At 55.8% G+C, this 26,694-nt stretch carries 28 protein-coding genes and 1 pseudogene; 9 read left to right on the top strand and 20 right to left on the bottom strand.

Going from position 1 to position 26,694, the window contains the following annotated elements; translation table 11 throughout:
• Window position 1: 1 nt before the first annotated feature.
• The 6 genes from BUC32_RS00590 to BUC32_RS00565 form a co-directional block, all read right to left on the bottom strand.
• Window positions 2-898 (bottom strand): homocysteine S-methyltransferase family protein, encoded by an 897-nt coding sequence (locus BUC32_RS00590; RefSeq protein ID WP_073248333.1) that lies wholly within the window; start codon window positions 896-898, stop codon window positions 2-4.
• Window positions 895-3,345, bottom strand: a complete 2,451-nt coding sequence (locus BUC32_RS00585) for a GcvT family protein (protein ID WP_073248331.1) — start codon at window positions 3,343-3,345, stop codon at window positions 895-897. Before BUC32_RS00585 ends, BUC32_RS00590 begins: the two co-directional genes overlap by 4 nt.
• A 12-nt stretch (window positions 3,346-3,357) precedes the next feature.
• Complete coding sequence (locus BUC32_RS00580) at window positions 3,358-3,729, bottom strand: GFA family protein (RefSeq protein WP_073248329.1); 372 nt, start codon at window positions 3,727-3,729, stop codon at window positions 3,358-3,360.
• A 10-nt stretch (window positions 3,730-3,739) separates the two neighbouring features.
• Window positions 3,740-4,300 (bottom strand): helix-turn-helix domain-containing protein, encoded by a 561-nt coding sequence (locus tag BUC32_RS00575; protein WP_073248327.1) that lies wholly within the window; start codon window positions 4,298-4,300, stop codon window positions 3,740-3,742.
• Window positions 4,301-4,475: 175 nt separating this feature from the next.
• Window positions 4,476-4,943 carry a GAF domain-containing protein gene (locus BUC32_RS00570; protein ID WP_073248326.1) on the bottom strand — a complete coding sequence of 156 codons (468 nt, stop codon included), beginning with the start codon at window positions 4,941-4,943 and terminating at the stop codon, window positions 4,476-4,478.
• Between the two features lie 45 nt (window positions 4,944-4,988).
• A complete protein-coding gene (locus tag BUC32_RS00565; RefSeq protein WP_073248324.1) occupies window positions 4,989-6,161 on the bottom strand; it encodes an acetyl-CoA C-acyltransferase in 1,173 nt (390 codons plus the stop codon).
• A 190-nt stretch (window positions 6,162-6,351) separates the two neighbouring features.
• On the opposite strand from BUC32_RS00565, the pseudogene BUC32_RS00560 reads away from it, so the two are divergent.
• The 4 genes and pseudogenes from BUC32_RS00560 to BUC32_RS00545 all read left to right on the top strand — a co-directional run bounded on the left by BUC32_RS00560 (window position 6,352) and on the right by BUC32_RS00545 (window position 9,200).
• Window positions 6,352-6,686, top strand: a pseudogene (locus tag BUC32_RS00560) (STAS domain-containing protein).
• A 49-nt stretch (window positions 6,687-6,735) separates the two neighbouring features.
• Complete coding sequence (locus BUC32_RS00555) at window positions 6,736-7,170, top strand: ATP-binding protein (RefSeq protein ID WP_073248322.1); 435 nt, start codon at window positions 6,736-6,738, stop codon at window positions 7,168-7,170.
• Between the two features lie 62 nt (window positions 7,171-7,232).
• Window positions 7,233-8,810, top strand: a complete 1,578-nt coding sequence (locus BUC32_RS00550; RefSeq protein ID WP_073248320.1) for a gamma-glutamyltransferase family protein — start codon at window positions 7,233-7,235, stop codon at window positions 8,808-8,810.
• Window positions 8,811-8,813: 3 nt separating this feature from the next.
• A complete protein-coding gene (locus BUC32_RS00545; protein WP_073248318.1) occupies window positions 8,814-9,200 on the top strand; it encodes a rhodanese-like domain-containing protein in 387 nt (128 codons plus the stop codon).
• Here BUC32_RS00545 and hspQ read toward each other — a convergent pair.
• Window positions 9,197-9,523 (bottom strand): heat shock protein HspQ, encoded by a 327-nt coding sequence (gene hspQ, locus BUC32_RS00540; RefSeq protein WP_073248316.1) that lies wholly within the window; start codon window positions 9,521-9,523, stop codon window positions 9,197-9,199. The two genes, BUC32_RS00545 and hspQ, sit on opposite strands and share 4 nt — an antisense overlap.
• An 83-nt stretch (window positions 9,524-9,606) precedes the next feature.
• Here hspQ and BUC32_RS00535 point away from each other — a divergent pair, with 83 nt between their 5' ends.
• Together BUC32_RS00535 and BUC32_RS00530 are read left to right on the top strand one after the other, a co-directional pair.
• Entirely contained in the window at window positions 9,607-10,488 is an 882-nt protein-coding gene (locus BUC32_RS00535; RefSeq protein ID WP_073248314.1) for an AEC family transporter, read from the top strand.
• A gap of 79 nt (window positions 10,489-10,567) precedes the next feature.
• Window positions 10,568-11,158, top strand: coding sequence for a transglycosylase SLT domain-containing protein (locus BUC32_RS00530; protein WP_073248312.1), 591 nt, complete (start codon window positions 10,568-10,570; stop codon window positions 11,156-11,158).
• 16 nt (window positions 11,159-11,174) lie between these two features.
• Here BUC32_RS00530 and BUC32_RS00525 read toward each other — a convergent pair whose 3' ends face one another.
• The 4 genes from BUC32_RS00525 to BUC32_RS00510 all read right to left on the bottom strand — a co-directional run bounded on the left by BUC32_RS00525 (window position 11,175) and on the right by BUC32_RS00510 (window position 17,340).
• Complete coding sequence (locus tag BUC32_RS00525; RefSeq protein ID WP_073248310.1) at window positions 11,175-11,774, bottom strand: LolA family protein; 600 nt, start codon at window positions 11,772-11,774, stop codon at window positions 11,175-11,177.
• A gap of 85 nt (window positions 11,775-11,859) precedes the next feature.
• The gene (locus BUC32_RS00520) at window positions 11,860-14,694 is read right to left on the bottom strand and encodes a DNA translocase FtsK (RefSeq protein ID WP_073248308.1); all 2,835 of its coding nucleotides are present in this window, start codon (window positions 14,692-14,694) and stop codon (window positions 11,860-11,862) included.
• 16 nt (window positions 14,695-14,710) lie between these two features.
• Complete coding sequence (locus BUC32_RS00515; RefSeq protein WP_073248306.1) at window positions 14,711-15,886, bottom strand: aminotransferase class I/II-fold pyridoxal phosphate-dependent enzyme; 1,176 nt, start codon at window positions 15,884-15,886, stop codon at window positions 14,711-14,713.
• Between the two features lie 122 nt (window positions 15,887-16,008).
• Entirely contained in the window at window positions 16,009-17,340 is a 1,332-nt protein-coding gene (locus tag BUC32_RS00510) for an amidase (RefSeq protein WP_073248678.1), read from the bottom strand.
• Window positions 17,341-17,393: 53 nt separating this feature from the next.
• Here BUC32_RS00510 and BUC32_RS00505 point away from each other — a divergent pair, with 53 nt between their 5' ends.
• Window positions 17,394-18,644, top strand: a complete 1,251-nt coding sequence (locus BUC32_RS00505; protein ID WP_175556867.1) for an FAD-dependent monooxygenase — start codon at window positions 17,394-17,396, stop codon at window positions 18,642-18,644.
• A gap of 20 nt (window positions 18,645-18,664) precedes the next feature.
• Here BUC32_RS00505 and BUC32_RS00500 read toward each other — a convergent pair whose 3' ends face one another.
• The 9 genes from BUC32_RS00500 to BUC32_RS00460 all read right to left on the bottom strand — a co-directional run bounded on the left by BUC32_RS00500 (window position 18,665) and on the right by BUC32_RS00460 (window position 24,851).
• Window positions 18,665-18,850, bottom strand: a complete 186-nt coding sequence (locus BUC32_RS00500) for a Trm112 family protein (RefSeq protein WP_073248302.1) — start codon at window positions 18,848-18,850, stop codon at window positions 18,665-18,667.
• Window positions 18,847-19,491: an LON peptidase substrate-binding domain-containing protein gene (locus tag BUC32_RS00495; RefSeq protein ID WP_073248300.1), complete on the bottom strand. Its 645-nt coding sequence runs from the start codon at window positions 19,489-19,491 to the stop codon at window positions 18,847-18,849. The genes BUC32_RS00500 and BUC32_RS00495 overlap by 4 nt, the downstream gene beginning before the upstream one ends.
• Before the next feature lie 27 nt (window positions 19,492-19,518).
• Complete coding sequence (locus BUC32_RS00490; RefSeq protein WP_073248298.1) at window positions 19,519-20,433, bottom strand: thioredoxin family protein; 915 nt, start codon at window positions 20,431-20,433, stop codon at window positions 19,519-19,521.
• Window positions 20,434-20,509: 76 nt separating this feature from the next.
• Window positions 20,510-20,977, bottom strand: coding sequence for a hypothetical protein (locus BUC32_RS00485; protein ID WP_073248296.1), 468 nt, complete (start codon window positions 20,975-20,977; stop codon window positions 20,510-20,512).
• A complete protein-coding gene (locus tag BUC32_RS00480) occupies window positions 20,977-21,765 on the bottom strand; it encodes an exodeoxyribonuclease III (protein ID WP_073248294.1) in 789 nt (262 codons plus the stop codon). Before BUC32_RS00480 ends, BUC32_RS00485 begins: the two co-directional genes overlap by 1 nt.
• 128 nt (window positions 21,766-21,893) lie before the next feature.
• On the bottom strand, window positions 21,894-22,883 hold the full coding sequence (locus tag BUC32_RS00475) for an adenosine kinase (RefSeq protein ID WP_073248293.1): 990 nt from the start codon (window positions 22,881-22,883) through the stop codon (window positions 21,894-21,896).
• Window positions 22,880-23,524, bottom strand: coding sequence for an endonuclease III (gene nth / locus BUC32_RS00470; RefSeq protein WP_073248290.1), 645 nt, complete (start codon window positions 23,522-23,524; stop codon window positions 22,880-22,882). Before nth ends, BUC32_RS00475 begins: the two co-directional genes overlap by 4 nt.
• Window positions 23,525-23,563: 39 nt before the next feature.
• Window positions 23,564-24,451, bottom strand: coding sequence for a fatty acid desaturase (locus BUC32_RS00465; protein WP_073248288.1), 888 nt, complete (start codon window positions 24,449-24,451; stop codon window positions 23,564-23,566).
• A gap of 52 nt (window positions 24,452-24,503) precedes the next feature.
• Window positions 24,504-24,851 carry a hypothetical protein gene (locus BUC32_RS00460; RefSeq protein ID WP_073248286.1) on the bottom strand — a complete coding sequence of 116 codons (348 nt, stop codon included), beginning with the start codon at window positions 24,849-24,851 and terminating at the stop codon, window positions 24,504-24,506.
• A gap of 135 nt (window positions 24,852-24,986) precedes the next feature.
• Between BUC32_RS00460 and BUC32_RS00455 the strand changes: the two genes are divergently transcribed.
• The gene (locus BUC32_RS00455; RefSeq protein ID WP_073248284.1) at window positions 24,987-25,874 is read left to right on the top strand and encodes a methylated-DNA--[protein]-cysteine S-methyltransferase; all 888 of its coding nucleotides are present in this window, start codon (window positions 24,987-24,989) and stop codon (window positions 25,872-25,874) included.
• Window positions 25,875-25,955: 81 nt separating this feature from the next.
• Entirely contained in the window at window positions 25,956-26,609 is a 654-nt protein-coding gene (locus BUC32_RS00450; RefSeq protein ID WP_073248676.1) for an OmpA family protein, read from the top strand.
• Window positions 26,610-26,694: the final 85 nt, after the last annotated feature.

Raw genomic sequence — 26,694 nt, 5'->3', positions numbered from 1 at the left:
ATCAAATCACCTTGTAGCCATCTGCAATCAGACGCTCTGCGAGGGCTGCGATGTGGGCGGGCCCAACTTCACAACATCCCCCCGTAAACGTCGCACCCATTTTGACCCAACCCATCGCGAACTCAGCATAGGCTTCGGGCGTCAAATCCTGACGGGCCTTCAATTCTGAAACCGTGCCACCGATTTCAAGCGCATCAATGCCCGTGAAACCGTTGGCGTAAGCACCGACAGGTTTGTTACGCGCCAACAATGCGCCAAGATTGGCGTCAACCACCTCGGGCTTGGAACAATTCAGCATTATCCCTGTGTGCCCCATCCCGTCGAGCGCATCCAACGCGGCCTCGAGCGTTTCACCCGATCGCAGAGTGCCGCTGTCGTCATCGTTCAAGGTCATCGACACCCATGTTGGCACGCCGGTTTCAACCCCGGCCTGCGCTGCCGCGGTGACCTCAGCCACCGAAGACAATGTCTCGCAAAGGAATACATCGCAGGCATCAACCTGCGGTGCCGCAATTTCGCGATAGGCCGGCAGCAAATCGTCGTGGCTGCGCGCCATGTCCGGGCGATAGGATCCATGTAACGGCGGCAGACACCCGGCAATGCGGACCGTGTCAACACCTGTGGCCTCACGTGCAGCCTGAACCAACGCAATGGCCTGTTTTTGAAGGGTCAGGAACAATTCCGGCACGCCTTCACGTGCCAGACGTTCGGGCGTGGCCGAGTAATTGTTCAGGGTAATCATCCGCGCACCGGCACGGATGAAATCTTCGTGCACACCCTGCACCACCTCTGGTTCTTCCATCATAACCTTGGCAGACCAGAGAGGATGTGGCGGCATCGAGGAACGCTTGATTAACTCCTGTCCGGTGCCACCATCTTTGAGGATGACCGAGGTCATGCGCGCAGTCTTTCGTTGGCCGGATCCCAGATCGGTTGATCTTCCTGAACCACGGCGCGACATTTCTCGCCGTAGATTTCAACCTCCAGCTCAGTGCCCGGAACCGCATGTTCGGCTTTGACCATACCCAGCGCGATGGACGCGTTGACACGGTAGCCCCAGCCACCCGAGGTGGTCTCACCAATGATTTCACCATCTTTCCAGATGCAGGACATGTAAGGCGCGTCCGCATCACCGGCCTCAACAATCAGGGTGACGAAGGATTTCTTCACGCCTTGCTGTTTTTCGGCCTGAATGGCAGCCTTGCCCGGGAAGTCCTGAGGTTTGTCGAGTTTGACAAAACGGCCCAGGCCCGCTTCGAGCAGCGAATAGTCTGTCGACAGATCGCCTTTCCACGCGCGGTAACCTTTTTCCAGACGCAGAGAGTTCAGTGCATACATGCCAAACGGTTTAGCACCTGCATCCAGCACCGCGTCGTAGATCGCAGGCATGTCAGCATTCAGGGCGTGCACTTCCCAGCCCAGCTCACCGGCAAAGGACACACGGATCAGATGGGCCGGCTGGCCCGCAACGGTGGCGGCCTGATGGGTCAGCCAGCCGGTGGAGAGGTCGGCATCATCCGAGAGACCCGCCAGCAGATCGCGCGCCTTGGGCCCGGTGACGATCAGCGTGCCACGGGTGGTGGTGATGTCTTTGACGGTCACGCCAGCCGGCATCGCGTTCACAAGGATATCGCGGTCATGCCACTGTGCAGTTGCTGCCGTGATCATCACAAACTCATCCTCATCCAGACGCATGCAGGACATCTCGGTCAGGATGCGGCCACGGGTATCCGCGATATACACCAGATTGATGCGTCCCACTTTGGGCAGGCCACCGGTGACCAGACCGCGCAGCGCCTCTGCAGCACCTTCGCCCTGCAGCATAAAGCGCGAGAAACCCGGCAGATCCAGAACGCCAACGCCATCGCGCACGGCTTCGCATTCTTCTTTGATGCGATCTGTCCACGGACCCTGACGGCCCCATGTGTGGGTGCCTTCCTCGGATGTGTCATCACCATCTTTGGCAAACCAGTTGGCGCGTTCCCAGCCGTTGTAGGCACCCATGACGCCGCCCAGCGCTTTGATTTTGTCATGTACTGGCGACAGTTTCTTGTCGCGTGCGGCGGGCCATTCGTGGGCCGGGAAGTGCATGGCATATTCGTTGCCGTAAACTTCCATGCCTTTCTTGTTGCAATAGTCCTGATCGGTGTAGTCGGTGTAGCGGCGCGGATCGACCGCCCACATGTCCCATTCGGTGCTGCCATCGACAATCCATTCCGCCATGACTTTGCCCGCGCCACCGCCCTGTGCGATGCCAAAGGTAAAGACGCAGGCCTCAAAGGCGTTTTTGACGCCGGGCATGGGGCCGATCAGCGGCAACCCGTCGGGGGCGTATGGAATGGGGCCGTTGATGACGCTGGAGACACCCGAAGATTCCATCAACGGCACACGCGCCATGGCGTCGACCACAATGTCTTCGATCCGATCCAGGTCTTCCTGCCAGAGCTGGAAGCTGAAGTCCTCGGGCATCTTGTCATTGTCTTCGACCCAATGGGCCTTGCAGTTTGGCTCATAGGGGCCGAGGTTATAGCCGTTCTTTTCCTGCCGCAGGTAATAGGACACATCCACGTCGCGGATCAGCGGCAGTTTTTTACCAGTTTCCTTGGTATGTGCTTCAATCTCGGGGATCTGCTCGGTCAAAAGATACTGGTGTTCCATCACCATCATGGGCACGGTGCGTCCGCCATAAGGCAGGAACCATTCACCGACACGTTGTGCGTAATAGCCCGCAGCATTTACGACGTAATCACACTCGATATCACCCTTGTCGGTGTGCACGATCCATGTGTCGTCTTCTTTCTGGGTGACGCCAGTGGCCGGGCAGAAACGCATGATCTTTTGGCCCATGTCACGGGCACCTTTGGCCAGCGCCTGAGTGAGCTGTGCAGGATCGATATCACCATCAGATGGGTCCCATAGAACGCCTTCGAGGTCATGGGTTTCAAGGAACGGATAACGCTCTTTGGTTTGCTCCGGTGTCCACATCTCCATCTCGATGCCCTGATAGCGACCCATGGATGCGGCGCGCTCAAATTCCTGCATCCGCTCTTTGGAATGCGCCAGACGGATCGACCCGGTCTGGTGATAGTTCATCGGATAGTCGACTTCTTCGGCCAACCCGTCATACAGCTCGGTCGAATAGCGCTGCATGTTCATAATGCCCCAGCTGGTCGAGAAGGTCGGCACGTTGCCTGCAGCATGCCATGTAGAGCCAGCTGTCAGCTCGTTCTTTTCCAGAAGCACACAATCGGTCCAGCCTTTTTTGCCAAGGTGGTAAAGCGTTGAGGCGCCAACAACGCCGCCGCCGATGATGACCACTCGGGCCTTGGTTGGAAAATCAGACATGGTCTCTCCTACTCAGTCTTTTTGCGGCACGCCGTCCGCGATGTCATAGTAATCACCCTTGTCTGAGACAAAGATGTGCTTGTCCAAGGTCAGCCCGGTGGGGCCGTCAATCGCCCCCAATGCAAAGCTGATCGTGTTCTCGTCATTGGCCTTCCAGAACAAGAACGATCCGCAACGCGGGCAGGACCCGCGTTTGGCAGTGTCGCTGGAGGCGAACCAATTCACAGGGCCGATGATCTGAAGGTCAGATTCGGGCACATAGGCCGAAGACCATACGCCTCCGGATTGTTTGCGACATTGGCCGCAATGACACATCGACGGCCCCTGAGGCATGCCAGACGCCTCAAACCGAATGTCCCCACACAGGCAGCTTCCTGACAGCATACCCGGCCCCCTAATAGACCGGCGGTGCGATCACCCAGATCGCAACACAGGGTTCATCATAGGGGTTGGCCCATTGGTACAACTCACCGCGAAAACGGAAACTGTCGCCTGCGCCCACGGTAAAACTGCGCTCGCCAAGTGTCAGGTCCAGCTTGCCAGACATGACATAGCCGACTTCTTGGGTTGGACGTTGGGCGGGCACCTGCATGGCAGACTTGGGCTGAAAGGTGGAATGCACCATTTCAAAGTCATCGGTCAGATCCGGTGACAGCAGTTCTTCGATCAACCCTTCGGTGCCAGAGCCCATTGGACGGCGCGCGCCCGAGCGCACCACATAGCCTTGTTCTTCGGCAGGTGCGTTGAAGTGGCCAAACAGCATCGACATCGGCACGCCCAGGACTTCGGCAATCTGGCGAAGGTCAGATATCGACGGTTCAGATTTGTCGCGCTCAACCTGGCTGAGCCAGCCAACCGAGCGCCCCAGACGTTCGGCCATATCGGTCAGCGTCAGCCCGCGCGATTTGCGCAAAGCCCGCATATCCGCGCCGAGCGTTCCCAGATCAGATGGCATTTGGTGCAGCACACGCCGACTCACTTCGTGAAAAAACTTATCAGATTTTCACGTTGCGTCACTTTTGTGAAAATTCCAAGCATTTTTTCACGACGCAGCGCAGCAATTCTGCCGGCTTGTCCTTTGGAAAACTCTCTGGGGGGTGAGCGCCATCAGCCCGAAGCGGAAATGCCCTCTAAAAAGCGGGCCCGGCGTTGCGGAATACACTGGAAAGAATTTCTGCCATGCGTCCCGCATCCTGAGAGTCAAAAGCGTCCAGTTGATTGCTATCGATGTCGAACACACCCAACAGATCCCCTGCCGCATTCTTAACAGGCAGGACCAATTCAGATCGGGTTGAAGACGAACAGGCGATATGATCGGCAAAGGCATCCACATCCGGCACCAGTTGAACCTCGCCCTTGCGGGCGGCTGCACCACAGACACCGCGGGAAAACGGGATCACCAAACACCCGTGCCCGCCCTGATAGGGGCCAATTTTCATCAATTCCGGACCGACAACACGGTAAAACCCGGTCCAGTCAAAGCGGTCATCCGCGTGATGCACTTCACAGGCGACGGTGGCCATCAGGGCAACAGTGTCGGTTTCTCCCTCGGCCAGAGCTGCAATGGATTGTGACAAATCATCGTAATGGACACGCATGTCTCAAACTCCCAGCCAGACCCGCTTTGATCAGACGCGGATATCTTAATCGCGTTCAATGGCGATGGCTGTGCCTTCGCCTCCACCAATACAAATCGCTGCAACGCCTCGCTTCAGGCCGCGTTTCTCCATTGCGTTCAACAACGTGACCATGATCCGTGCACCGGACGCTCCGATAGGATGACCCAGAGCACAAGCGCCTCCGTTGACATTCACGATGTCACGCGACAGGCCCATTTCATGCATAAATGCCATCGGCACCACAGCAAACGCTTCGTTCACTTCCCACAGATCAACGTCGTCTTTGCTCCATCCGATGTTTTCCAACAGTTTTTGTGCAGCGGGTACCGGGGCAGTGGTGAACAGGCCGGGTGCCTGCGCATGGCTGGCATGACCCACAACGCGCGCGCGGATATTCATCCCCTGCGCCTTGGCCACATCCTCGGACGCCATAACCAGCGCTGCGGCACCGTCGGAAATAGACGATGAGTTTGCCGCCGTGACGGTGCCCTCTTTGCGGAAGGCTGGCTTCAGCGTTGGGATTTTTTCAGGGCGGGCATTGCCGGGTTGTTCATCTTCGCCAATGACGACATTGCCCTTACGGGTCGACAGAGTAACCGGCGCAATTTCACCTTCAAATGCACCAGAGCTTTGCGCCTCGAGCGCGTTCGACAGAGATTTCAGAGCGTATTCGTCCTGAGCCTCGCGGGTGAATTGAAAGCTTTCGGCGCAGTCTTCGGCAAAGGTGCCCATCAGGCGGCCCTTGTCATAGGCATCTTCCAGACCATCAAGGAACATGTGATCCTGAGCCTGCTGATGACCGATACGCGCGCCATTGCGCATATTTGGCAGAATGTAAGGCGCGTTGGTCATGCTTTCCATACCGCCCGCAATCATCGTGTCGGTATTGCCCAGTGCGATCTGGTCAAACCCAATCATCGCGGCCTTCATGCCCGAGCCACACATTTTGTTCAGCGTCGTTGCTGGCACCTCTTCGCCCAAGCCACCGGCAAATCCAGCCTGACGCGCCGGAGCCTGCCCCTGACCTGCGGGCAAAACACAGCCCATCAGCACTTCGTCCACAGTTTGAGCACGCGCATCGGCAAGGGCGGCCTTGATCGCAGCCCCACCAAGCGTGGCCGCTTCGACCCCTGCAAAGGCACCCTGAAAACCACCCATTGGGGTCCGTGCGGCCCCTGCAATCACAACCGTTTTCATCTTTGCTCTCCCTTGGTGATTCGTATTCTGCTGGACGCGTTTTGCGGCACAATTCTTTCACCGATATTTCAAAGCGCATCATTAGAACTTAAGGGGCAAAGGTCCACCCCGCGAAAATACGGGCCATGGATACCGAATGGTAAGAATTGACGTCTAGTGTCGTGCCTGAACGAACAAAAGGACAAGCGGCATGGATCTATCGAGCACCGCGAAAGAGGGCGCATTGGTGGTAACAGTAAACGAACAGCGCATCGATGCGGCCGTGGCCATTCAATTCAATTCAAAGACAAAATGCGCGAAGAAACCGAAAGCACCGAAGACCGCGTCATTTTGAACCTGTCACAGGTGGATTTCATAGATTCCAGGGGGCTTGGGGCGATTGTCGCGGCGATGAAACAATTAGGGGCGGATCGTCGTATGGATCTGTCTTGCTTAAACGAAAATGTGGATCGGGTTTTTCGATTAACCCGAATGGATACAGTGTTTCAAATTCATGAAACGCTTGGGGACGCCTTTGCACAATAGGGCCCTCTACACAGAGCCGATCACGCCAATCTTGCCAGGATTAAAGGGCATGCCTCAGGACTACCCTCGTTTTACAATTCAATTCAGCGGAACACCGCAAGGCGTCAGACGCGCCCTGTCCCAGATCCGTAGTGAGTTGGGTACCGCGGGTGCATCGCCGGATCAAATGGGTCGGATTGAAACCGTTATGGCCGAAGTTCTAAACAACGTTGTCGAGCACGCTCTTGCCGGGCAACCCAATGGGCTTGTGGAAACTTTTGGCCAGCGCCGACAAGGGGACTGGGCCTTTCAGGTGCGGGATTCAGGCCAACCGCTTCCTAAAATGCGCCTTCCCGGCGAAGCCTTGCCCACCGTTAACACGCGCCGAGAAGACTTGCCCGAGGGTGGGTTTGGCTGGGCAATGGTACACATGCTGACAAGTGACGTTTCTTACAGTCGCCAAACGGGTCGAAATTGCCTGAAGTTTTCCGTTCCTGATTACTGAAAGCCCGCAATTGGCAATCTTGATTTCGCACCCTAAAGTCCCGAATAACCAAGGAGACTTTGATGCGAAATTTCCACCTGCCCGGACGTTCGTCCGTTTTTGCCGAGAACGGTATATGCGCAACGTCGCATCCGCTGGCTGCGCAATCTGCGCTGGACATCCTAAAGCAGGGTGGCAACGCGATGGATGCCGCCATTGCGGGCGCTGTGCTTCTTGGTATTTGCGAACCGCAAAGCACAGGTATTGGCGGAGATTGCTTTGCCTTGGTCTCACCAGCCGGAAGCGAGGACATTGTTGCTTTTAACGGATCAGGCCGCGCACCGGCGGCGGCCTCGAGCGAATCCATGAGAGCACGCGGATTTGACGCCATTGACCTTTACAGCCCCGAAGCCGTCACCATTCCCGGTGCCATTGATGGTTTTTGTCAACTGTCCGAAAAATACGGCAAACTGGGTCTCGGCACCATTTTGCAACCTGCAATCCACTATGCCGATGCTGGCGTTCCGATTGCGCCACGCGTGGCCTTCGATTACGGCGAAAGCGGTTCCATCCTGCAAGGGGCGGCAAGGCAACACTATTTAGTCGACGGCAAAACACCAATTGTCGGACAAATGTTCCGCGCGCCGGGACAGGCCGAAGTTTTACGCCGCATCGCCACCAAGGGGCGAGACGCCTTTTATGAAGGCGAGATCGCCGAAGATATGGTCGCGGCATTGCAGGCAGTGGGTGGCGTCCATCAACTTGCGGATTTTGCGGCCACCAAGGGCGATGAAACCACACCTGTCGACGGGACTTATAAAGGCATTGATCTGATCGAGCATCCGCCCAACGGGCAGGGTGCGACGGCAATTTTGATGCTGAACATTCTCAAGCGGTTCGACATTGCAGGCATGGATCCGTTCGGGGCAGAGCGCACCCATATCGAAGCTGAAGCCGCCAAATTGGCGTATGACGCGCGCAATCGGTTTATTGCAGACCCCGGATCAACGAGCCGGCTGGACCATATGCTGTCGGCTGATACTGCAGACAAACTTGCGGGCCTAATTGATCCAAATCGCGCCATGGCCGCTGCAGCACCTTTGACCGAGAATGTGCACAAAGACACGGTTTATATCACAGTCGTCGACCGCGACCGCATGTCTGTGTCGCTGATCTATTCAGTTTATCACAGTTTTGGTTCCGGTATTGCTTCGGAAAAATTTGGCATTCTTTTGCAAAACCGGGGGGCCGGGTTCACGCTTGAACAAGGCCATCCAAATGAATTGGCTGGCGGCAAGCGCCCGATGCACACGATTATCCCCGGAATGCTGCGCGAAAATGGTCGCGTAGTGATGCCATTTGGCGTGATGGGCGGGGCCTATCAACCCAATGGGCATGCGCGGTTTGTGTCCAATATGGTCGATTTCGGAATGGACCCGCAGGCCGCCATCGACGCGCCACGAGCGTTTGCAGATGATGGAGTGTTGAAGCTGGAACAGGGATATTCCGAAAATACCCGCTCCGAACTTGCCGATATGGGGCACAACATTGTTGTACCGACGGCGCCGATTGGCGGCGCGCAAGCAATCCGCATTCATGACAACGGTGTCCTTGAGGGCGCCTCGGACCCGCGTAAAGACGGCGCAGCGATAGGATACTGACCGATGCCAATTACTCCTGTAAAAAGCCTGGTAGAACACGCCAAAACTGAGATTGAGACCCTGTCACAGGAAGACGTGCAAGAACAGGCGGCGGCGGGCACAGCCCAATTGGTCGACATCCGCGATATCCGCGAATTGAAACGCGAAGGCCGTATTGCGGGCGCCATGCACGCGCCGCGTGGCATGCTGGAATTCTGGGTGGACCCGGCCAGCCCCTATCACCGGGCTGACTTTATCACCGACAAAAAACTGGTTCTGTTTTGCGCAGGTGCGCTGCGCTCAGCCCTTGCCGTTAAGGCGCTTCAGGACATGGGTGTCGAAAACATTGCTGAAATGGAAGGCGGATTCGGGGCATGGAAATCCCGCGGCGCGCCGATTGAAACTGATTAATTCAGCTGGAAATGCAGCGGGTACGCGCCGTCTTCGAACGGACCAAACAAATCACCGATATCCGGGTGCTCTACCGGCTCGCCGGAATAATCGGCGATCAGGTTTTGCTCGGACACATAGGCCACATAGAACGACTGATCGTTTTCGGCCAGCAAGTGATAGAACGGTTGGCCTTTTTCCGGGCGAATATCCTCGGGAATGGCTTCGTACCATTCGTCCGTATTGGAAAATTCCGGATCCACATCAAAAACAACGCCTCGAAAGGGGTACTTTCGGTGACGGACAACCTGTCCAAGATGATATCTAGCGCGTGTTTTCAACATAACTTGCAGCCCCTACCTCCCAAAGTTAGACCTTTCAAGGGGTCTTTGTCCAACTTTTGCCGCAATTTGCAAGGAAACAGTCTGTGAACCTTACAGTGACAGTCCTAGAAATCGTTTCGCCTGTGTTTCTTTTGGCGGCCATTGGCTTTGTCTGGGTTAAAGCAGGTTTCGAGTACAGGATCGAGTTCGTCACGCGCCTGGCCATGACAATGGCGGTTCCTTGCCTGGTCTTCACATCATTAATGAAAACCGAGGTTGATCTGTCGACCCTTGGAACCCTGACAATGGCTGCTTTCGCGTCTTACATGGCTGTCGGAGTGGTTGGTGCGGTTCTTTTGGCAGTGTTCGGATTGGGCCAGAGAACTTATCTGGCACCCTTCATATTTGGAAATACCGGAAACCTCGGACTGCCACTTACTCTGTTTGCATTTGGTCAAGAAGGGCTTGAGCGTGGAGTCGTTTTGCTGGCAACGACCTCAATTCTTTCCTTTACAGTTGGCATCTGGCTGGTGGCCGGACGCGGGTCTTTCTTTAAGATCATCAAAGAGCCAATGATTGGTGCAACACTCCTTGGGGCGCTGTTTTTATGGCGCGGATGGGAAACACCAACGTTTCTGACCAATACACTTGATCTGATTGGGCAAATGGCGATTCCTTTGATGCTGATCACTTTGGGGGTTGCGGTGGCGCGACTAACGCCGGGACGCGTTGGCGTTGCAATCTTACTGTCTCTTCTCAAGCTGGGTGTTTGTGTCGCTGTGGCCTGGGGGATCGGGCGCGCCTTTGCGCTGGATGACATTTCTTTTGGCGTTCTGGTGCTTCAGATTGCGACCCCGGTTGCCGTAACCGCCTATCTGTTGGCCGAAAAATTTGGCGCCGACAGCAGCTCGGTCGCGGGATTTGTCGTGGTTTCCACCCTGATTTCCGTTGCCGGTCTGCCGCTTTTGCTGACCCTCCTGCTTTAGGCCTCTCGAATGTGATTTCCCTCAGCGTCCCCAATGCGCTAGACTATCCACAAAACAAGAAAATATGAGCGAGAGGCAGATGAGCAGATTCTTTCGCGCGGTTTTGATTATTGCACTGGTCGCATCCTGCGGTGGTGGCGGATACAATACCCCCCCTCGCAATCTGAATGATGCCTGTTCAATTTTGAAACAGCGCCCGCAGTTTATAAAAGCGTTCAAGGCCACCAAACGTAAGTGGGGTGTTCCGGTACATGTGCAGATGGCGATCCTGTATCAGGAAAGCAAATTCGACGCGGATGCGCGCACGCCCTACAAATACGTTTTGGGTGTTTTGCCCATGGGCCGCCAAAGCAGCGCCTATGGGTATGCACAGGCACTGGATGCGACCTGGGACCAGTATCGCAAAGAAACCAGAAGCCGGGGTGCTAAGCGCGACAACATTCGTGATGCCACCGATTTCATGGGCTGGTACATGACCGAAACCAAAGAACGCAACGGCATCGCCTTGTCTGATGCCCGTAATCAGTATCTTGCCTATCACGAAGGCCACACGGGTTACGCGCGCGGCACCTATAAGCGCAAATCATGGTTGATGCGGGTCTCACAAGAGGTTGCGGATCGGGCTGACATGTACAAGTGGCAGGTCGAGAAATGCGCGCGGATCAGATGACCTGATCCTGCGCTGATTATTGTGTGCGTTGCAGATACAGCTCGATGTTGAACAGCGCGTTTTTGAGAGGCACCCCTGTTTCCATCTCGCCCAATATCACCGTTGTCTGCCCACCGGATCCGTCATTGATGATCCACTGGCGCAACTCGGTTGGCTCGGCCGTAAACATCAGTTGAATGTTGCCATATTCCGGGTGTTCAGGATCCTGCGCCGTGACCATTGTGGCCGTGCCATCATAGTCATGCCCGACAACCATGTTGGCCTTGGCAAGGTTCACGTTACGCGCGAGGATCACTGACAATGGCGTGCGTTTTAACGGGTAAGTTTCGGGCGGTTGGTTTGACCGGCCATCAAAGATCGCAACCGTATTGGCGCTGGCCAGAACCATCGCTTTTTCGGGCGGATCATATTCAAACCGCACACGGCCTGGACGTTTGATGTACACGCGCCCGGTAGAGACCGAGCCGTCATCATTGATCTGAGTAAACGCAGATTTGGCGGTTTTCATATCATTGAGATAGGCCGACAAAGCATTCAACGAAAGCTTGTCCGCCATGGCGGGCATCGACATCGCCACAAAGATGGCGGGCGCGGTCAGAAAACGTAATACTCTCATAGCTTAAACCTAATTGTTCACAGACCGGGTTTCACCCCGGTCCTGTTCACATTTTTGCGCGTCGGCCCGTTGTCGCTCAAATACGCTATTGCTCAGGAACAAGGATTTCCCGCTTGCCGACATGGTTGGCCGCACTGACCAGCCCCTGATCCTCCATCTGCTCCACCAGACGCGCGGCCTTGTTATAGCCGATCGCAAGCTTTCGCTGGATATAGGACGTGGAGCATTTGCGGTCTTTGATGACAATCGCAACGGCCGTATCATACAGCGCATCTTCGCCATCCGTGTTTCCACCAAGACCCAATACCGCATCTATGCTGCCTGCGTTTTCATCGGCAGGACCTTCGACCACACCGCTGACGTAATCAGGTGTCCCGAAGCTCTTAAGGTGATTGACGATTTCTTCGACTTCTTCATCGCTCACAAACGGTCCATGGCAACGGGTGATTTTGGCACCACCAGCCATGTACAACATGTCGCCCATGCCCAAGAGTTGCTCTGCACCCATTTCACCCAAAATGGTCCGACTGTCGATTTTCGACGTGACCTGGAAAGAAATCCGGGTGGGGAAGTTGGCCTTAATCGTGCCCGTGATAACGTCCACCGAAGGACGTTGCGTCGCCATGATGATGTGGATACCGGAAGCCCGCGCCATTTGGGCAAGACGTTGAATGCAGGCTTCGATTTCTTTGCCTGCGACCATCATCAAGTCGGCCATCTCATCGACGATCACCACAATGTAGGGCATTTTTTCCGGCGCAAATTCTTCGGTTTCAAACACCGGTTCACCGGTGTCATCATCAAAGCCGGTCTGAACCGTGCGGGAGAACATTTCGTTTTTGGACTGAGCGTCTTTTACGCGACCATTGTAGCCATCAATGTTGCGCACGCCCATTTTGGACATCTTGCGATAGCGTTCTTCCATCTCGCCCACGACCCATTTCAGCGCGACAACTGCCTTTTTGGGATCGGTCACAACAGGCGACAAAAGATGCGGGATTCCGTCATAGACGGACAGTTCGAGCATTTTGGGATCGATCATAATCATCCGGCATTCGTCTGGCGTCAGGCGATACAACAGCGACAGGATCATGGTGTTGATGGCCACCGATTTACCTGACCCGGTGGTCCCGGCGATCAGCAAGTGGGGCATCTTGGCAAGGTTCGCAACGATGGGGTCACCGCCAATATCTTTGCCCAATGCCAGCGGCAGTTTCATATTCGTATCGCCAAAGTCGCGTGCGCCCAGAATTTCGCGCAAGACAACTTTTTCGCGGTTTTCATTGGGCAGTTCGATCCCGATCACAGAGCGCCCCGGCACGGTAGAAACCCGCGCGGACAAAGCTGCCATGGACCGGGCAATATCATCTGCAAGGCCAATCACACGACTGGCCTTAAGACCCGGCGCAGGCTCAAGTTCGTACATGGTGACCACGGGGCCCGGACGAACCGAAACAATCTCACCTTTGACACCATAGTCGTCCAGAACCACCTCAAGCATACGGGCGTTTTCTTCCAGTGCGTCATCGCTCAGGTGGTGGCGCTGAATGTCCATTGGATTGGCCAAAAGACCCAAAGGTGGCAATTCAAATTCGGTTTTGTTGTCCTCAAAGGCCAAAGACGGTTGCGCTTCGGCTTTGGCACGCACGGATGGCTGAACGGCCTTGTTCTGACGCGGCTGTACCACTTTGCGCGGTTGCGCCGTCGGAATGGTCGGCGTTGCAGCAGCGGCTTGGGGCTGAAGCGGCAAGGCATCGTCTTCAGAAACGTCCACGAGATCCTCAGTCTGGCCCGATCTCGCGACAGGCGCCGAGGTAAGAGGTGGCTCGGGCGGAAGCCCATCAAAAGGTGAGGCATCAAGAATAAGAGGCTCCGGGCCGCGACCACGGCCACGGGTCAATGGTGCAAGCTCCTCAATCGGCTCGGCTTCTACATTCAAAGCGTCCTGTTTGCGGCTCCGGACAATATCCGCGATTTTCTCACGAATGCGGTCTTCTCCCGGTACATCTTCCAGCTCATCAACAAAGAAGTTTTCGACAAGCTCGGGTTCGGGCATCGGGTCAACCCGTTTGATCAATGCGGGCATGCGAGCCAGCAATCCGGTTTTGGCAACAGGCTGTTCTTCGCGAGCATCTGTCTGCAAAGCTGGTTCGGCTTTAAGCACAACTTCGTCGTACCCAGCCTGCGCTGCTGCAGCCATTTCGACTTCGGCTTGTGCTTTGCGTTCCTGACGACGGGACTGCGCATTTTGTGCAGCAAGCGCGGCCCCTCCTACGCCTTTGCCCAAGACATTCATGATACCGGCATAGGTCAGGATCACGCCCACGACCAAAAACCGGAACACTTTTTTCAGTTCGGGGCGGGTACATCCCAACACAAACAGAGACAGCCCGACAAATACCAGCCCAACCAGAAACGAAATGATCTTGAGACCCGTTGCAGCACCAATCGGCAGGATCGTCAAAACGGCACCCAGAATGGTATCGCCAAACAACCCCCCAAGACCAAAGCTATTGGTCCAGCTGCCACCGGGCAGCAGAGTCGAGGCATAGATTGAGGCCAAGGCCACCATTATCGGAGCAAAAATCACCCGGCTCAGACCACGCTCTTCGCCAACATGCAGGACAAAACGAACGCCCCAAGTGATCAGGATCAGCGGCAAAGCCCAACTTCCCCAGCCCACGATCATGAACAGCGGCGCAGCAATTGACGCTCCGATCCGGCCCATGAGGTTCTGAACCGGCGCATCAGTCGCCGAAATCCAGCTTGGGTCACTGGGATTGTAAGACACAATCATCAATGCGGCCATGCAGCCAAGAACGATCAGGGCAATGCCGATCAATTCCTTACCGCGTTTTTCAATCGCGGCTTGCGTGGTGCTGTCCAAGAGCGGGTCTCGGCCCCGTGCCTGATATGCCATACTCGTTCCCTCGTTTTTATCCGTAGAGACAGTCGCGCAGCGTGATAAGCGCGCTCTGTACCTCGGTTTTTGGGGCCACTAATGCGACCCGAATAAATTTCTTGCCGGGATTTCCGGCCTTTGTATCGCGGCTAAGATAGGCACCGGGCAGAACCCGAACCCCTGTCTCGGTCCACAGTTTCAGTGCGGCGGCTTCGCCATCTTCAACGGGAAGCCACAAAAAGAACCCGGCGTCTGGACTGGTGTATCCCGCAACATCCCGAAACACGTCATCCGCCACATCAAACTTTTCCGCATAGAGCCGACGGTTTTCGACCACATGAGCCTCGTCCGCCCAGACCTTCTCGGCGGCACGCTGCAGGGGCATCGGCAAAGGTGAGCCGGAGTATGCGCGCAATTGGCGGATACGCCGCATGCATTCTGGCCCAGCCGCCACAAAACCGGATCGCAACCCCGGAAGGTTGCTACGTTTGGAAAGCGAATGAAACACCACCACACGCTCTGGATCAGCGCCCATTTCACCGGCCACCTCGAGGGCGCCCACCGGCGGTGTGGTTCGGTAAATCTCGGAATAGCATTCATCGGCGAAAATCTTGAAGTCGTGCTTGTCCGCCAAAGCAATCAGATCACGCCAGTACGCGCGACTTGCCACGGCCCCCTGCGGATTGGCAGGCGAGCAGATATAGGCGATTGCCACGCGATCCAGCACATCTTTGGGCAGGCCTGCATAGTTCGGCAAAAATCCGGTTTCCGCCTCGGCGTTCACGAACACCGGCTCGGCCCCGACGGACACAGCAGCAACCGCGTAAACCTGATAAAACGGGTTTGGTGTCAAAATAACAGGTTGTTTGCCGCCTTTGGTTTCCGGACACAGCGCCATGGCCGCATTGTAAAGCCCTTCGCGGGTACCATTCAGTGCCATGATTTGATCCACGGGCATGGTCACGCCGTATCGACGCGTAATCCAGCCCGAAATGGCTTGGAGCAATTCAAGCGTGCCTTCGTTCGACGGATATCTGTTAAACTCTTGAGAATATTCAGCAATCACATCTGAAACCCACGCCGGAAAGGCGTGTTTGGGCTCACCAATGGTCATATGCACAACATCACCACCGGGCTGATGGTGATCCAACAGCGCGCGCAAACGCGGAAACGCATAGGCCGGAAGGTTCGAAAACCGCTCGGGAAACATATTCAACTGCCTCAAGGTACGGGATCATTGCGCCCCGTTTGACCCCAAATTACCCAAGAGCCGCCCGTTCGTCCAGAAAAATGGCGTCTAATCCAGCAGTTGTGGCATTTGAGTCAGCCTATTTATGTGCGCAACACGGCTTCAACCGCAGCAGCAACGCGCAACAACCGCTCTTCACCCATCGGCGCGCCCAACATCATCAGCCCGCAACTGGGCACTCCGGTTGGCAATGACATCCCGCACACACCCATCAAATTGCCAATTCGCGTGTTGCGCAGCGCCAACAGGTTTTCGGTGACATAGTAGTCCTGATCGGTCATCAGCCGGTCGGCATCAGGTGGCAGAATCGGAGATGTCGGAAGCAGCACAGCGTCATAGCCGGCGACCCGCGCATGCCATTTGGCGCGAAACACGTCGAGATCTTTCCATGCTGCAACATATGTGGGGCCATCGAACGTTGCCCCGGCTCTGAACCGATCCAAAACCTGATCGAACATCAAGTCAGAGTTGGCCTCGATCACATCGCGCCATTGGCCATATGCCTCGGCTGTGAACAGCGGGCCAGACAATGCCAAAGCACCCGAAACCTCTGGCGCTTCGAGGATTTCAATCTCGGCGCCCATATCGCGAAGGCGTGTTACCGCGAGCTCGAACCCTGCCATGGGAGCTTCGCGCACATCCTCCAAGGCTTCGGTTACAAGAACGGCGAACCGCTTGCCCTGAAGGCTGGCACCTTTGAGGTCCGGCGTGCTTGCGCCTTCCAGTACCCCCAACATCAACGCCGCATCTTCGACCGTTCGACACAATGGCCCTACCGTGTCGAATTTTTCGCAAAGCGGGACCACGCCTTTGGCTGAAACACGACCCGCAGTGGTTTTTAATCCAACAAGATCATTCCAAGCGGACGGAATGCGCACCGACCCACCCGTGTCGGACCCCACACCCACCGCAGCCAATCCAAAAGCAACCGACGCCGCAGCCCCGGAAGAGGACCCACCGGGAACAGCCTTGGGATCATTGATACAAGGTGGTGTTGCTGTCATTGGATTGAGACCCAGCCCCGAAAAGGCCAGTTCCGACATGTGGGTTTTTCCAAGACACACGAGCCCCAACGCCGTTGCATTCTGCATAACCTCGGCGTCGCCCGCCGGAACGCGATCTTTGAGCAGCCGCGAGCCTGCTTCTGTGGCCACACCGGCACTATCAAACAGATCTTTCCAGCTGATCGGCACGCCATCGAGAGGCGACAACCGATATCCGGCCCGCGCCCGTTCTGCAGCTGCTTCGGCCTCGGCCAGAGCGCGATCATAGGTCACCACCGAATAAATCCGGTCCTTTGCATCATGGCTGTCGATCGCCCCAAGAAAGGCTTGTGTCAATGCAACAGGATCAATCGCTCCTTCACCAATGCCGCGCCCCAGGTCTGCCGCGCTTTTTTCCAGCCAGTCGAACATGATGACTCCCCCGATCATATTTCTCAAAAATAACGGTAGCGGCCTTGGGTAGCATGGACAATCCCACAGACGCACGCATATTGAGACTTATGAAATACGACTGCGATATCCTGATTGCCGGAGGCGGCCTGAATGGCCCCGCACTTGCGCTGGGGCTGGCACAGGCAGGGTTTTCCGTGACTATGGTTGACGCCCGCCCTGAAACCGCGCGCGCCGAAGATAATTTTGACGGTCGCGGCTATGCCCTGGCGCTGGCGTCAAAACGCCTGTTGAACGCGCTTGGTGTTTGGCAAAGGGTTGCGGCGGATGCCCAGCCTATGAAGGAAATCAAGGTGTCGGATGGGCGTGCAGGCGAAGGACCGTCCCCGTTTTTTCTGCATTTCGATCACACTGAGATCGAAGAAGGCCCGATGGGGTTCATGCTGGAGGATCGTTTCCTGTACCGAGCCTTTTTGAACGCGCTGGCCGAAGAAGAGCGGATCAACAAGGTAACAGAAGACAGCGTTGTCGCGCAGGACGTAGACACCGCTGGTGTCACGGTCACTTTGGCTTCGGGTAAAATTTTGCGATGTCGTTTGCTTGTTGGCTGTGATGGGCGCCAAAGCGGTGTTGCAAAACGCGCTGGCATCAAGCGCACCGGCTGGGAATACGGCCAAACCGCGTTGGTCTGTGCCATCGCGCATGAAAGGCCCCACAACGGGATTGCGCATCAGTTTTTCATGCCCCCCGGACCTCTGGCGATATTGCCGTTGCCGGGCAACATGTCGTCCATCGTCTGGAGCGAAACTGACGAAAATGCCGAACGTGTCAATGCGTTGTCGGATGATGACTATATTGCAATGCTGCGCCCCCGGTTTGGAGATTTCCTTGGCGAAATCGAACTGGCAGGTGGTCGGTTCAGTTATCCGCTGAACTTGACCGTCGCGAATGAATTCGTCGCTGATCACGTGGCTTTGGTTGGGGATGCAGCACACGGGATGCACCCGATTGCAGGCCAGGGATTGAATGCCGGATTGCGCGACGTCGGTGCTTTGGTTCAAATTCTCAGCGAAGCCCAGCGCCGAGGTGAAGATATCGCCGCCATCAATGTGCTTGAGCGCTATCAGGAATGGCGCCGCTTTGACACACACACACTCGTGGCCGCGACGGACATTACCAACAAACTGTTTTCAAACGACAACCCTCTGCTCCGGCTTGGGCGTGACATCGGAATGGGGTTGGTGAATGCGTCGCCGGCCTTGCGCCGCACCTTCATGCGCGAAGCCGCCGGGCTGACGGGCGAGCTACCCGAACTCATGCGTTAAAGCGGTCTTTGGATTGGCCGTTAGCTGATGTCGCGGGCTTCATCGACCAGCATGACCGGAATTCCATTGCGGATCGGAAACGCCAACTTAGCGCCTGTAGAAATCAATTCCTGCGCTTCGGCATCGTATTTCAGGACGCTCCGTGTCTGAGGGCAAATCAGCGCCTCAAGCATACGGCGGTCAAACTGGGAAACAGTGTCAGTCATTGTAATTTGTCCTCTTTAACGCCGCCCAGCAGCGCAAATTCGATCAACGTGATAAGCGTTTCCCGACGGGTTGCCAAGCTTGGCGCCTCCAAAAGCGCCTGTTTGTCTTCGTTAGAAAGATCCAGAAGCATCGACAAGGAATTCACCAGCAATTCGTCTTCTGCCTGCTTGAGCGTGTCCCAATCCGTCGAAAGATTCATAGAGGCAAAATATCTCTCCAGCAGCTCCATGAACTGAGGGCGATTGTAGGACTTGTCATGTTCTGCAAGCCCCAAATCACGGTCAAATCCCTCCCAACTGACCTCGCAACGGCGATAGGGTTGAAATCCATCCACTTCTTTCAATACGCGAAACCGCGAGATCCCCGTCAAAGTGATCATATAGCGATGATCTTCGGTTTCAGAAAACTGCGTCACCCGCCCGGCACAGCCAATCGCATGGAGCCCGGTTCCCGAGCGACCCGGTACTTCGTTGGGCTGCACCATGCCAATCAAACGGCCCGGTATTTTTAACGCATCATCAAGCATAGCAAGGTAACGCGGCTCAAAAATATGAAGCGGCAAACGGGAGCGAGGCAGTAAAAGCGCTCCGGGCAAAGGAAACACGGCCACCGTTTGGGGGAGATCGACAGCTTTGAACATGACTAAAAGACTAGCGTGAATTTGCTATCAAGCAAATATCATCGAACTCAGCTTGCGGCGACCATTCAACACAATCGGGTCATTGGGCTTCAAAGCTTCAAAGATTGTGAACAGCTGTGTCTTGGCCGCACCGTCGTTCCATTCGCGATCGCGGCGGAACAATTCCAGCAATTGGTCAACCGCGGCTTCGGCCTCGCCAGCTGCATGCATTGCCTGTGCCAGTTCAAAGCGCGCCTGATGATTGGCCGGATCAGCGTCCACGGCGGCGTTCAACTCAGCCAGCGGGCCTGCATTCTCGGCCTGGCGGGCGAGTTCCAGTTGCGCACGTGCCGCCTCAACTTCGGGCGCGTCCGACAAATCGGCCGGAACACCGTTCAACACGGCTTCGGCCTGCTCCAATGCCCCCATTGCAATATTGGCCCGGGCCAAGCCAGCAAACGAGGCGACATTTTCCTGATCCTGTTCAAGGATGGCAGCAAAGGTTTCGCCAGCAGATTGCGCATCGCCAGCCGCCAGCATTTCTTCTGCTGCCTCGACCGCTTCTTCCAGCCCGCCGCCAGCGGCTTCGCCACCGGATGCCTCTATAACTTTTTGGACAAAGGCGTCGATCTCACTGGGCGGTAATGCCCCCTGAAACCCATCAATCGGCTGGCCCTTCCAAAACGCATAGACCGTTGGAATGGATTGCACCTGCAACTGGCCTGCGATGGCCTGATTTTCATCGACATTGACTTTGGCCATCTTCACCGCACCACCGGCAGCAGTCACAGCCGCCTCGAGTGCGGGCCCAAGGGTTTTGCAGGGGCCACACCACGGCGCCCAGAAATCCACAATCACCGGCACGTTTTGCGAGGCGTCCACCACCTCATCCATAAAGGTCGCCTCGCTGACGTCTTTGATCAGATCACCGGCAGGGGCGCTACCTTGTCCAAGTTCCAGCATGGTTCGTATCCTCAAAAAATCTGTTGGGCCTTATATGACGATCTTCGTCACAGTTTCAAAGGGCCAAAACCAGATTTCAGCCCTGGGGCGTGTCCTCTGGTGCATCACAAGCCAGCCCAAACCGCTGACCATTGAATGTATGCGTGCAACAGGGGCAGGCAGGGCGCATCGTTTCGGCCTCCAAAGTCGCGTCCACTTTGGACAATTGCCCGGCGTCATCCACAAAAAGACCACTATAGTATGAGGACTCACCGGCGCGAATGATCGGCTCCGCTTCCAATTCTGAGTGCGCCACAATATGCCAGATCGGCGCCTCTTCGGGCAGACGCGTCAAAGCCTCTGAGAACACCTCATCCCAAGGCTTGCCGACCCGCGACAACAGAAACTTGTACAAAGGTGTGTAATCAAGACCATGACGCAATCCCTGCCGCATACCCTGTCCTGCTTCACCGTCTCGCATCTGCAATCGACCGCACCCGTGATGCACCCCATGGGTGCGGGTGTTCACTTTTCGATACAGAGGCTTTTTGCGATCAGGTCGCATCAAAGATCGAATGATGCGAACACCGGCGCATGGTCACTGGGTTTTTCCCATCCACGCGCGGCGCGCAACACACGGCTGCCGTGACCTGCGTTGGAAATATCGGGCGTCGCCCAAACGTGATCCAATCGCCGCCCTTTATCGGCAACATCCCAATCGCGCGCACGGTATGACCACCAACTGTACAGCTTGCCCTCGGGCACATCCTGCCGGGTAATATCCACCCAGCCTCCGGACTCTTGCGTTTCTGCCAGTTTTTCGACTTCGATCGGTGTGTGTGACACCACTTTCAAAAGCTTTTTGTGATCCCAGACATCATCTTCACGAGGGGCAATATTCAAATCGCCCACAAGGATGGATTTCTCGGGCTTTTCGGCATGGAACCAATCGCGCATCTCGGTCAGGTAATCGAGCTTTTGGCCAAATTTCTCGTTCACTTCACGGTCAGGCTTATCGCCCCCGGCAGGCACATAGAAATTGTGCACGGTCACGCCGTTCTCTAACCGTCCCGCAATGTGGCGCGCATGGTTCAATGAGGCGAAATCTTCGCTGGCGGCTTCGACCATTGGAATCTTTGACAGGATTGCGACGCCGTTGTACCCCTTTTGACCGCGCGCCACCATGTGCGTGTAGCCAAGGGCCGCAAAGCCTTCGGTAGGAATCTTTTCAACCGGGCTTTTACACTCTTGCAAGCACAAGACGTCCGGCGCTTCTTCTTCAAGCAATTTCAACACGATAGGTTCGCGCAAGCGAACTGAATTGATATTCCACGTGGCAAGGGTAAAGGACATTGGCGCGCTCCAGAGTCAAACAGATACCCACCACCCTAACCGCTCGTGGCGCAGGGTGCCACGGACAAAATCCGCGGCTTCCAAATGGATGAAAACATCCCCGCCGGAGGCTCCGACAGCCCGGTAGATTACCCGATCAAACCTTCTTTGCGGAACATCGCCTTAACGTCCGCTTCGGGACGTGCGCCATAGTGGCTGATCACTTCGGTAGCAGCGATACAGCCCATGCGTCCGGACACGTCCAGAGATTGGCCTGTGGCCACCCCATAAAGGAACCCGGCGGCAAATTGATCACCCGCGCCAGTGGCATCCACCGGCACCACCTCGTTGACCGGCACTACGGCTTCTTCTTCGCCGCGTAGCAGAACCACGTCGTGACCCGACCGGGTACAGACCACCATGCCTGCATCTTCGGACGCCTGCTCAAGAGCCGCGGACAAATCTGTCTGATACAGAGACTGCCATTCGTGTTCGTTACCGATCACAAAATCGAGTTCTTTCACAAGGCGGCGGAAATCGTCCCGGTGACGTTCCACACAGAACGGATCTGACAGCGCAATACCGGCCATGCCGCCACCCTGACGACACAGGCGCGCCGCTGTTTCAAAGGCTTCTTTGCCCTTGGGCTTGTCGTAGAGATACCCCTCAAGGAACAACAGCTGCGCGTCCCCGGCCACATCATCCGCAACGTCTTCGGGGCCAAGTTCAGCAGAAATTCCCAGATAGGTGTTCATCGACCGTTCGCCGTCTGGCGACACAAAAATCATTGAACGTGAGGTCGGCAATTCCCCCCCTGCTACGGGTGGGTTCACAAAGTCGGTGCCATCAGCCTGCATTTCGGCGGCATAAAACTTGCCCAGCGCATCATCATGCACACGTCCGATAAAGCCTGTCTTCAATCCCAGAGACCCCAAACCGGCAACTGTGTTGGCCACAGATCCGCCCGGAGCCTGCGTGCGGTTGGTCATGCCCGCATAAAGCATCTCGCCTCGTTCTTTTTCGACCAATTGCATGACACCCTTCTGGATGCCCATCAGGTCCAGAAATGAATCATCCGACTGGGAAATCACATCCACAATAGCGTTGCCGATGCCGACAATCTGATAGGTCTTGCTCATAAGTTTTTGTCCTCAAACATACAAAGGTCCCGGATCAGGCAATTGCCGCACATGGGCTTGCGCGCCTTACAGACATAGCGTCCGTGCAGGATCATCCAGTGATGGGCGTGGTGTTGAAAATCCACAGGAATATTGTCTTCGATGGCGCGTTCGACCGCAACCACGTCTTTGCCAGGGCACACGCCCGAGCGATTGCCAAAACGATAGATATGCGTGTCCACAGCTTGCGCCGGATAGGACCACCACATGTTCAAAACAACATTGGCGGTCTTACGACCCACGCCGGGCAGGCTTTCCAAAGCGGCACGAGAATTTGGCACTTCGCCACCATATTCTTCAGCAAGTATTCTGGAGAGCTTGATGACGTTCTTGGCCTTGTTGCGATAAAGGCCGATGGTTTTGATGTGCTCGATCAATGCTTCTTCGCCCAGATCAAGCATCTTTTGCGGCGTATCGGCAATTTTGAACAGCTTTTCGGTGGCGCGGTTCACCCCGACGTCCGTCGCCTGTGCAGACAGGGCCACAGCCACCACCAGCGTATAGGCGTTCACGTGATTCAGCTCGCCTTTGGGTTCGGCCTCGGCCGCCTGAAAACGCGTGAAAATCTCGCGAATGGTATGATAGTCAAGTTGCTTGGCCATGGCGCTTTATCCCCGCTTCACGAACGATCTGCAAGTCAGTCAAAGGTGTTCGATTGTTTCGCGCGTAAAGGCAGCATAACCGTCTTGCTCATGCAACAAATCCTGTTGAATGAGGCGATTGAGTTCAGGCAGCTGATAGAACGGAACCGAGGGAAACACATGATGCTCGGTGTGGTAGGGCATGTTCCACGCAAGAAACCGCACAACTGCATTGGTATAGGTGGTGCGCGAGTTGTCCAGCATGTTGGCCACCTGCGGGCAACGCCCATGCTCAGCCATCAAATAGAGCCGCAGAAATGGTTGCCCCAACAGCAGCGGAACGATCCAGACCCACAATAGCACCGGGGTCCAGATCAGACTTATCAGAGCCAAAACGTAGATCGCCAGAACCCAACGTGCTTCCCGTTCGATGCGGGGTTTGGCACGTTCCGGCAGGTAGCCTGCATCAGCCCGGCCCGCCGCATTCACAAGAACCTGTCGCAACATAGAGCCCCAATACGGCACCCCCGATACGTGCCAAAGAAATGGACCCCACGCGTCATAGTGGCTTTGATCTCCCGCCAATTCCGGGTCTTTGTCCGCAATGTTCGTAAAACGATGGTGTGCCAGATGGAAATAGCGAAACCATTCAAACGGCAGAACGATCAGCAATCCGCAACTGCGCCCGACCCATTCGTTTAGTGTCTCGTTGGCAAAGGGCGTTTTGTGGGTCGCTTCATGCTCAAGAGTAAACAAGAAAACAATCGTCACCCCCTGCACAACCAACATGACCCACCACAATGGCCAACCTGCGGCAATCCACATTCCAATGACCAGTATCACCGCGACATGGCCCAGCAGGTGGCGCAAGCCCCGCCTGTCGCTACGTTTGGTCAGGCGTTCGGTCTGTTCTGCGCTCAGAGTTTTCAAAAAGGTTTTGTGGTCCATCCGCTCAGTAACCCCAGAACCAGAGAACAGGTCAAAACGTTTCTACACGCGATCATTTTAAACTGTATTGGACGGTTTCCCGTGACCACCCATCCACGAGGCATTTTGTTCGAATGTACACGGTGGTTATGCCTTCGGGAATGCTCATACCTGAAAGTGACCGGGTAAACGGCTGTTCGGTTTCATGCGGATGGGCCAACAGGCGTGTGCCAAGCACGTCTCCGGTCTCAGTTTCAACCTGCCAGCCATCTGCGTAGTGCTCCCAGCCTGTATCCGGATGCGAAACGGTCACGTCAAATCGCCACCCAGACCCGGATTGCGCGGCCTGAACAGCTTCAACGACAGGAGGTTCGGCCAAAGCGGGGGTGGCAGCAAACAAAAGAACGAAACAATATCTCATGGTGCCAGCCTAGCATTTACAGAGATGTATCAAAATCACAGATTCGTCAGAACATTTCCTGAAATTGCGCAACTTCCGGGTCGCCGAGAAGGCCAACGCGACGTAGTTATAGATCAAGCACAAAGGAGAACGCCCATGACTGACATGACCGAAGGCTATCATTATCACGTCATGCGCCGCGCAATCGAATTGATCGATGGCAGCGACGACGCTTTGTCTCTTGAAGAATTGGCGGCTGCCATGGGTATGAGCCCGGCCCATTTTCAACGCTTGTTTACCAAGTGGACCGGTGTTTCACCCAAGAAATTGCAACAATACCTGACCCTCGGCCATGCCAAAGCCTTGCTGCGGGACCACTTTACGACTCTGGACACATCAAACGCCGTGGGCCTGTCTGGGTCGGGTCGCCTGCATGATCTGTTTCTGCGGTGGGAGGCCATGAGCCCTGGCGAATACGCCCGCCGCGGAGAGGGGTTGGAGATTTTCTGGGGCTGGTTCGACAGCCCCTATGGCTTGGCATTGGTCATGGGCACAGAAAAGGGCATCTGCGGCATTGGCTTTGCTGCGGAAACCGGCACAGAAGACGCCATGGAAGACCTTGTGTCGCGCTGGCCCAAAGCCCGTTTTGTCGAAGACCCCATGTTTCTGCGACCTTGGGTTCTAGCGGCTTTTGACGAACAAAGCGGTGATCTTGGAAAAACACCGGTCTACATGATGGGCTCCCCCCTTCAAATCAAAGTCTGGGAAGCCTTGATGCGTATCCCGTCAGGGCAGGTTTCGACCTATTCGGAAATTGCCCAATCCATCGGCATGCCGCGCGCGGTCCGAGCTGTGGGCACCGCCGTGGGGCGAAACCCGGTCAGCTGGCTAATTCCCTGCCATCGGGCTCTTCGGAAATCGGGTGCATTAGGGGGCTATCACTGGGGCTTGCCGGTCAAACGGGCGCTCTTGGCCCGCGAGGCCGCCCGCTCAGAGAGTGAAACACCGGAAAAAAGGCCGGAATTCGCCGAAAAATCCGGTTGAAGCGTTTGGGTCTTGGCCGCGAATACCTTATATTGTCTCACAAGGTCGAAAAAAGGCCACGAAGAACCAGAGGCAGCAGTTATGAGACGTTTTACAATTCCCCTAGTCATTTTGTCCGTGGCGACACTTGGTGCGTGTACCGATCCCGCCTATGTCACAGGCGATCAAGAAGCCCGTGACGAATATCGCAATACCAAAGGCGGAGCGATCATTGGCGGCCTTGTCGGCGCGGGTGTCGGTAAAGCCACTGGCGGCAACGTTCTGGCAGGCGCTGCGATTGGCGCAGGTGTCGGTGCAATCATTGGCCATGACCTCGACCAACAGGCCCAGGAGATACGGGACGATGTTGGCAACAATGGCGTGACCGTCGAAAATGCCGGTGACCGGCTGATCGTGACCTTGCCGCAGGATCTTGTTTTCGAATCCGATAGCTATGTTGTGCGCCCTGATCTGGTGAACGACATTGGCGCGGTTGCCGACAGCCTGAAAAAATACCCCGATTCAGTGGTGCAGGTGATTGGCCACACTGACAGCAGCGGCTCTGCCGAACACAATCAGACATTGTCCGAGCGCCGCGCCAATGCCGTGGCCGACAAGCTCATGGATGCCGGTATTGCATTCGAGCGGATTGAAACCGTTGGCAAAGGTGAAAACGAACCTGTCGCGTCGAACCTGAACGAAGAAGGCAAGGCCAAGAACCGCCGCGTCGAAATCGTTATTTTGCCGAACGCTTAGGCCTTCATGTCTGATCTATGCAACTCTATGCAACGCCGCGCAGGGTCTGTGCGGCGTTTCGCATTGTCCCAGCGATCTGAGGGGC

It is taken from the genome of Shimia gijangensis (genome assembly GCF_900142085.1).
GTDB classification, from domain to species: domain Bacteria; phylum Pseudomonadota; class Alphaproteobacteria; order Rhodobacterales; family Rhodobacteraceae; genus Shimia; species Shimia gijangensis.
Note: the sequence above shows the minus strand (reverse complement) of the source record. Positions and strands in the feature narration are given on the sequence as shown.

What these genes read in the sequence shown, in the direction of transcription:
- BUC32_RS00590 (WP_073248333.1), bottom strand. Translation starts at nt 898, where the DNA reads ATGACCTCGGTCATCCTCAAAGATGGTGGCACCGGACAGGAGTTAATC.
- BUC32_RS00585 (WP_073248331.1), bottom strand. Translation starts at nt 3,345, where the DNA reads ATGTCTGATTTTCCAACCAAGGCCCGAGTGGTCATCATCGGCGGCGGC.
- BUC32_RS00580 (WP_073248329.1), bottom strand. Translation starts at nt 3,729, where the DNA reads ATGCTGTCAGGAAGCTGCCTGTGTGGGGACATTCGGTTTGAGGCGTCT.
- BUC32_RS00575 (WP_073248327.1), bottom strand. Translation starts at nt 4,300, where the DNA reads ATGCCATCTGATCTGGGAACGCTCGGCGCGGATATGCGGGCTTTGCGC.
- BUC32_RS00570 (WP_073248326.1), bottom strand. Translation starts at nt 4,943, where the DNA reads ATGCGTGTCCATTACGATGATTTGTCACAATCCATTGCAGCTCTGGCC.
- BUC32_RS00565 (WP_073248324.1), bottom strand. Translation starts at nt 6,161, where the DNA reads ATGAAAACGGTTGTGATTGCAGGGGCCGCACGGACCCCAATGGGTGGT.
- BUC32_RS00555 (WP_073248322.1), top strand. Translation starts at nt 6,736, where the DNA reads ATGCCTCAGGACTACCCTCGTTTTACAATTCAATTCAGCGGAACACCG.
- BUC32_RS00550 (WP_073248320.1), top strand. Translation starts at nt 7,233, where the DNA reads ATGCGAAATTTCCACCTGCCCGGACGTTCGTCCGTTTTTGCCGAGAAC.
- BUC32_RS00545 (WP_073248318.1), top strand. Translation starts at nt 8,814, where the DNA reads ATGCCAATTACTCCTGTAAAAAGCCTGGTAGAACACGCCAAAACTGAG.
- hspQ (WP_073248316.1), bottom strand. Translation starts at nt 9,523, where the DNA reads ATGTTGAAAACACGCGCTAGATATCATCTTGGACAGGTTGTCCGTCAC.
- BUC32_RS00530 (WP_073248312.1), top strand. Translation starts at nt 10,568, where the DNA reads ATGAGCAGATTCTTTCGCGCGGTTTTGATTATTGCACTGGTCGCATCC.
- BUC32_RS00525 (WP_073248310.1), bottom strand. Translation starts at nt 11,774, where the DNA reads ATGAGAGTATTACGTTTTCTGACCGCGCCCGCCATCTTTGTGGCGATG.
- BUC32_RS00520 (WP_073248308.1), bottom strand. Translation starts at nt 14,694, where the DNA reads ATGGCATATCAGGCACGGGGCCGAGACCCGCTCTTGGACAGCACCACG.
- BUC32_RS00515 (WP_073248306.1), bottom strand. Translation starts at nt 15,886, where the DNA reads ATGTTTCCCGAGCGGTTTTCGAACCTTCCGGCCTATGCGTTTCCGCGT.
- BUC32_RS00510 (WP_073248678.1), bottom strand. Translation starts at nt 17,340, where the DNA reads ATGTTCGACTGGCTGGAAAAAAGCGCGGCAGACCTGGGGCGCGGCATT.
- BUC32_RS00505 (WP_175556867.1), top strand. Translation starts at nt 17,394, where the DNA reads ATGGACAATCCCACAGACGCACGCATATTGAGACTTATGAAATACGAC.
- BUC32_RS00500 (WP_073248302.1), bottom strand. Translation starts at nt 18,850, where the DNA reads ATGACTGACACTGTTTCCCAGTTTGACCGCCGTATGCTTGAGGCGCTG.
- BUC32_RS00495 (WP_073248300.1), bottom strand. Translation starts at nt 19,491, where the DNA reads ATGTTCAAAGCTGTCGATCTCCCCCAAACGGTGGCCGTGTTTCCTTTG.
- BUC32_RS00490 (WP_073248298.1), bottom strand. Translation starts at nt 20,433, where the DNA reads ATGCTGGAACTTGGACAAGGTAGCGCCCCTGCCGGTGATCTGATCAAA.
- BUC32_RS00485 (WP_073248296.1), bottom strand. Translation starts at nt 20,977, where the DNA reads ATGCGACCTGATCGCAAAAAGCCTCTGTATCGAAAAGTGAACACCCGC.
- BUC32_RS00480 (WP_073248294.1), bottom strand. Translation starts at nt 21,765, where the DNA reads ATGTCCTTTACCCTTGCCACGTGGAATATCAATTCAGTTCGCTTGCGC.
- BUC32_RS00475 (WP_073248293.1), bottom strand. Translation starts at nt 22,883, where the DNA reads ATGAGCAAGACCTATCAGATTGTCGGCATCGGCAACGCTATTGTGGAT.
- nth (WP_073248290.1), bottom strand. Translation starts at nt 23,524, where the DNA reads ATGGCCAAGCAACTTGACTATCATACCATTCGCGAGATTTTCACGCGT.
- BUC32_RS00465 (WP_073248288.1), bottom strand. Translation starts at nt 24,451, where the DNA reads ATGGACCACAAAACCTTTTTGAAAACTCTGAGCGCAGAACAGACCGAA.
- BUC32_RS00460 (WP_073248286.1), bottom strand. Translation starts at nt 24,851, where the DNA reads ATGAGATATTGTTTCGTTCTTTTGTTTGCTGCCACCCCCGCTTTGGCC.
- BUC32_RS00455 (WP_073248284.1), top strand. Translation starts at nt 24,987, where the DNA reads ATGACTGACATGACCGAAGGCTATCATTATCACGTCATGCGCCGCGCA.
- BUC32_RS00450 (WP_073248676.1), top strand. Translation starts at nt 25,956, where the DNA reads ATGAGACGTTTTACAATTCCCCTAGTCATTTTGTCCGTGGCGACACTT.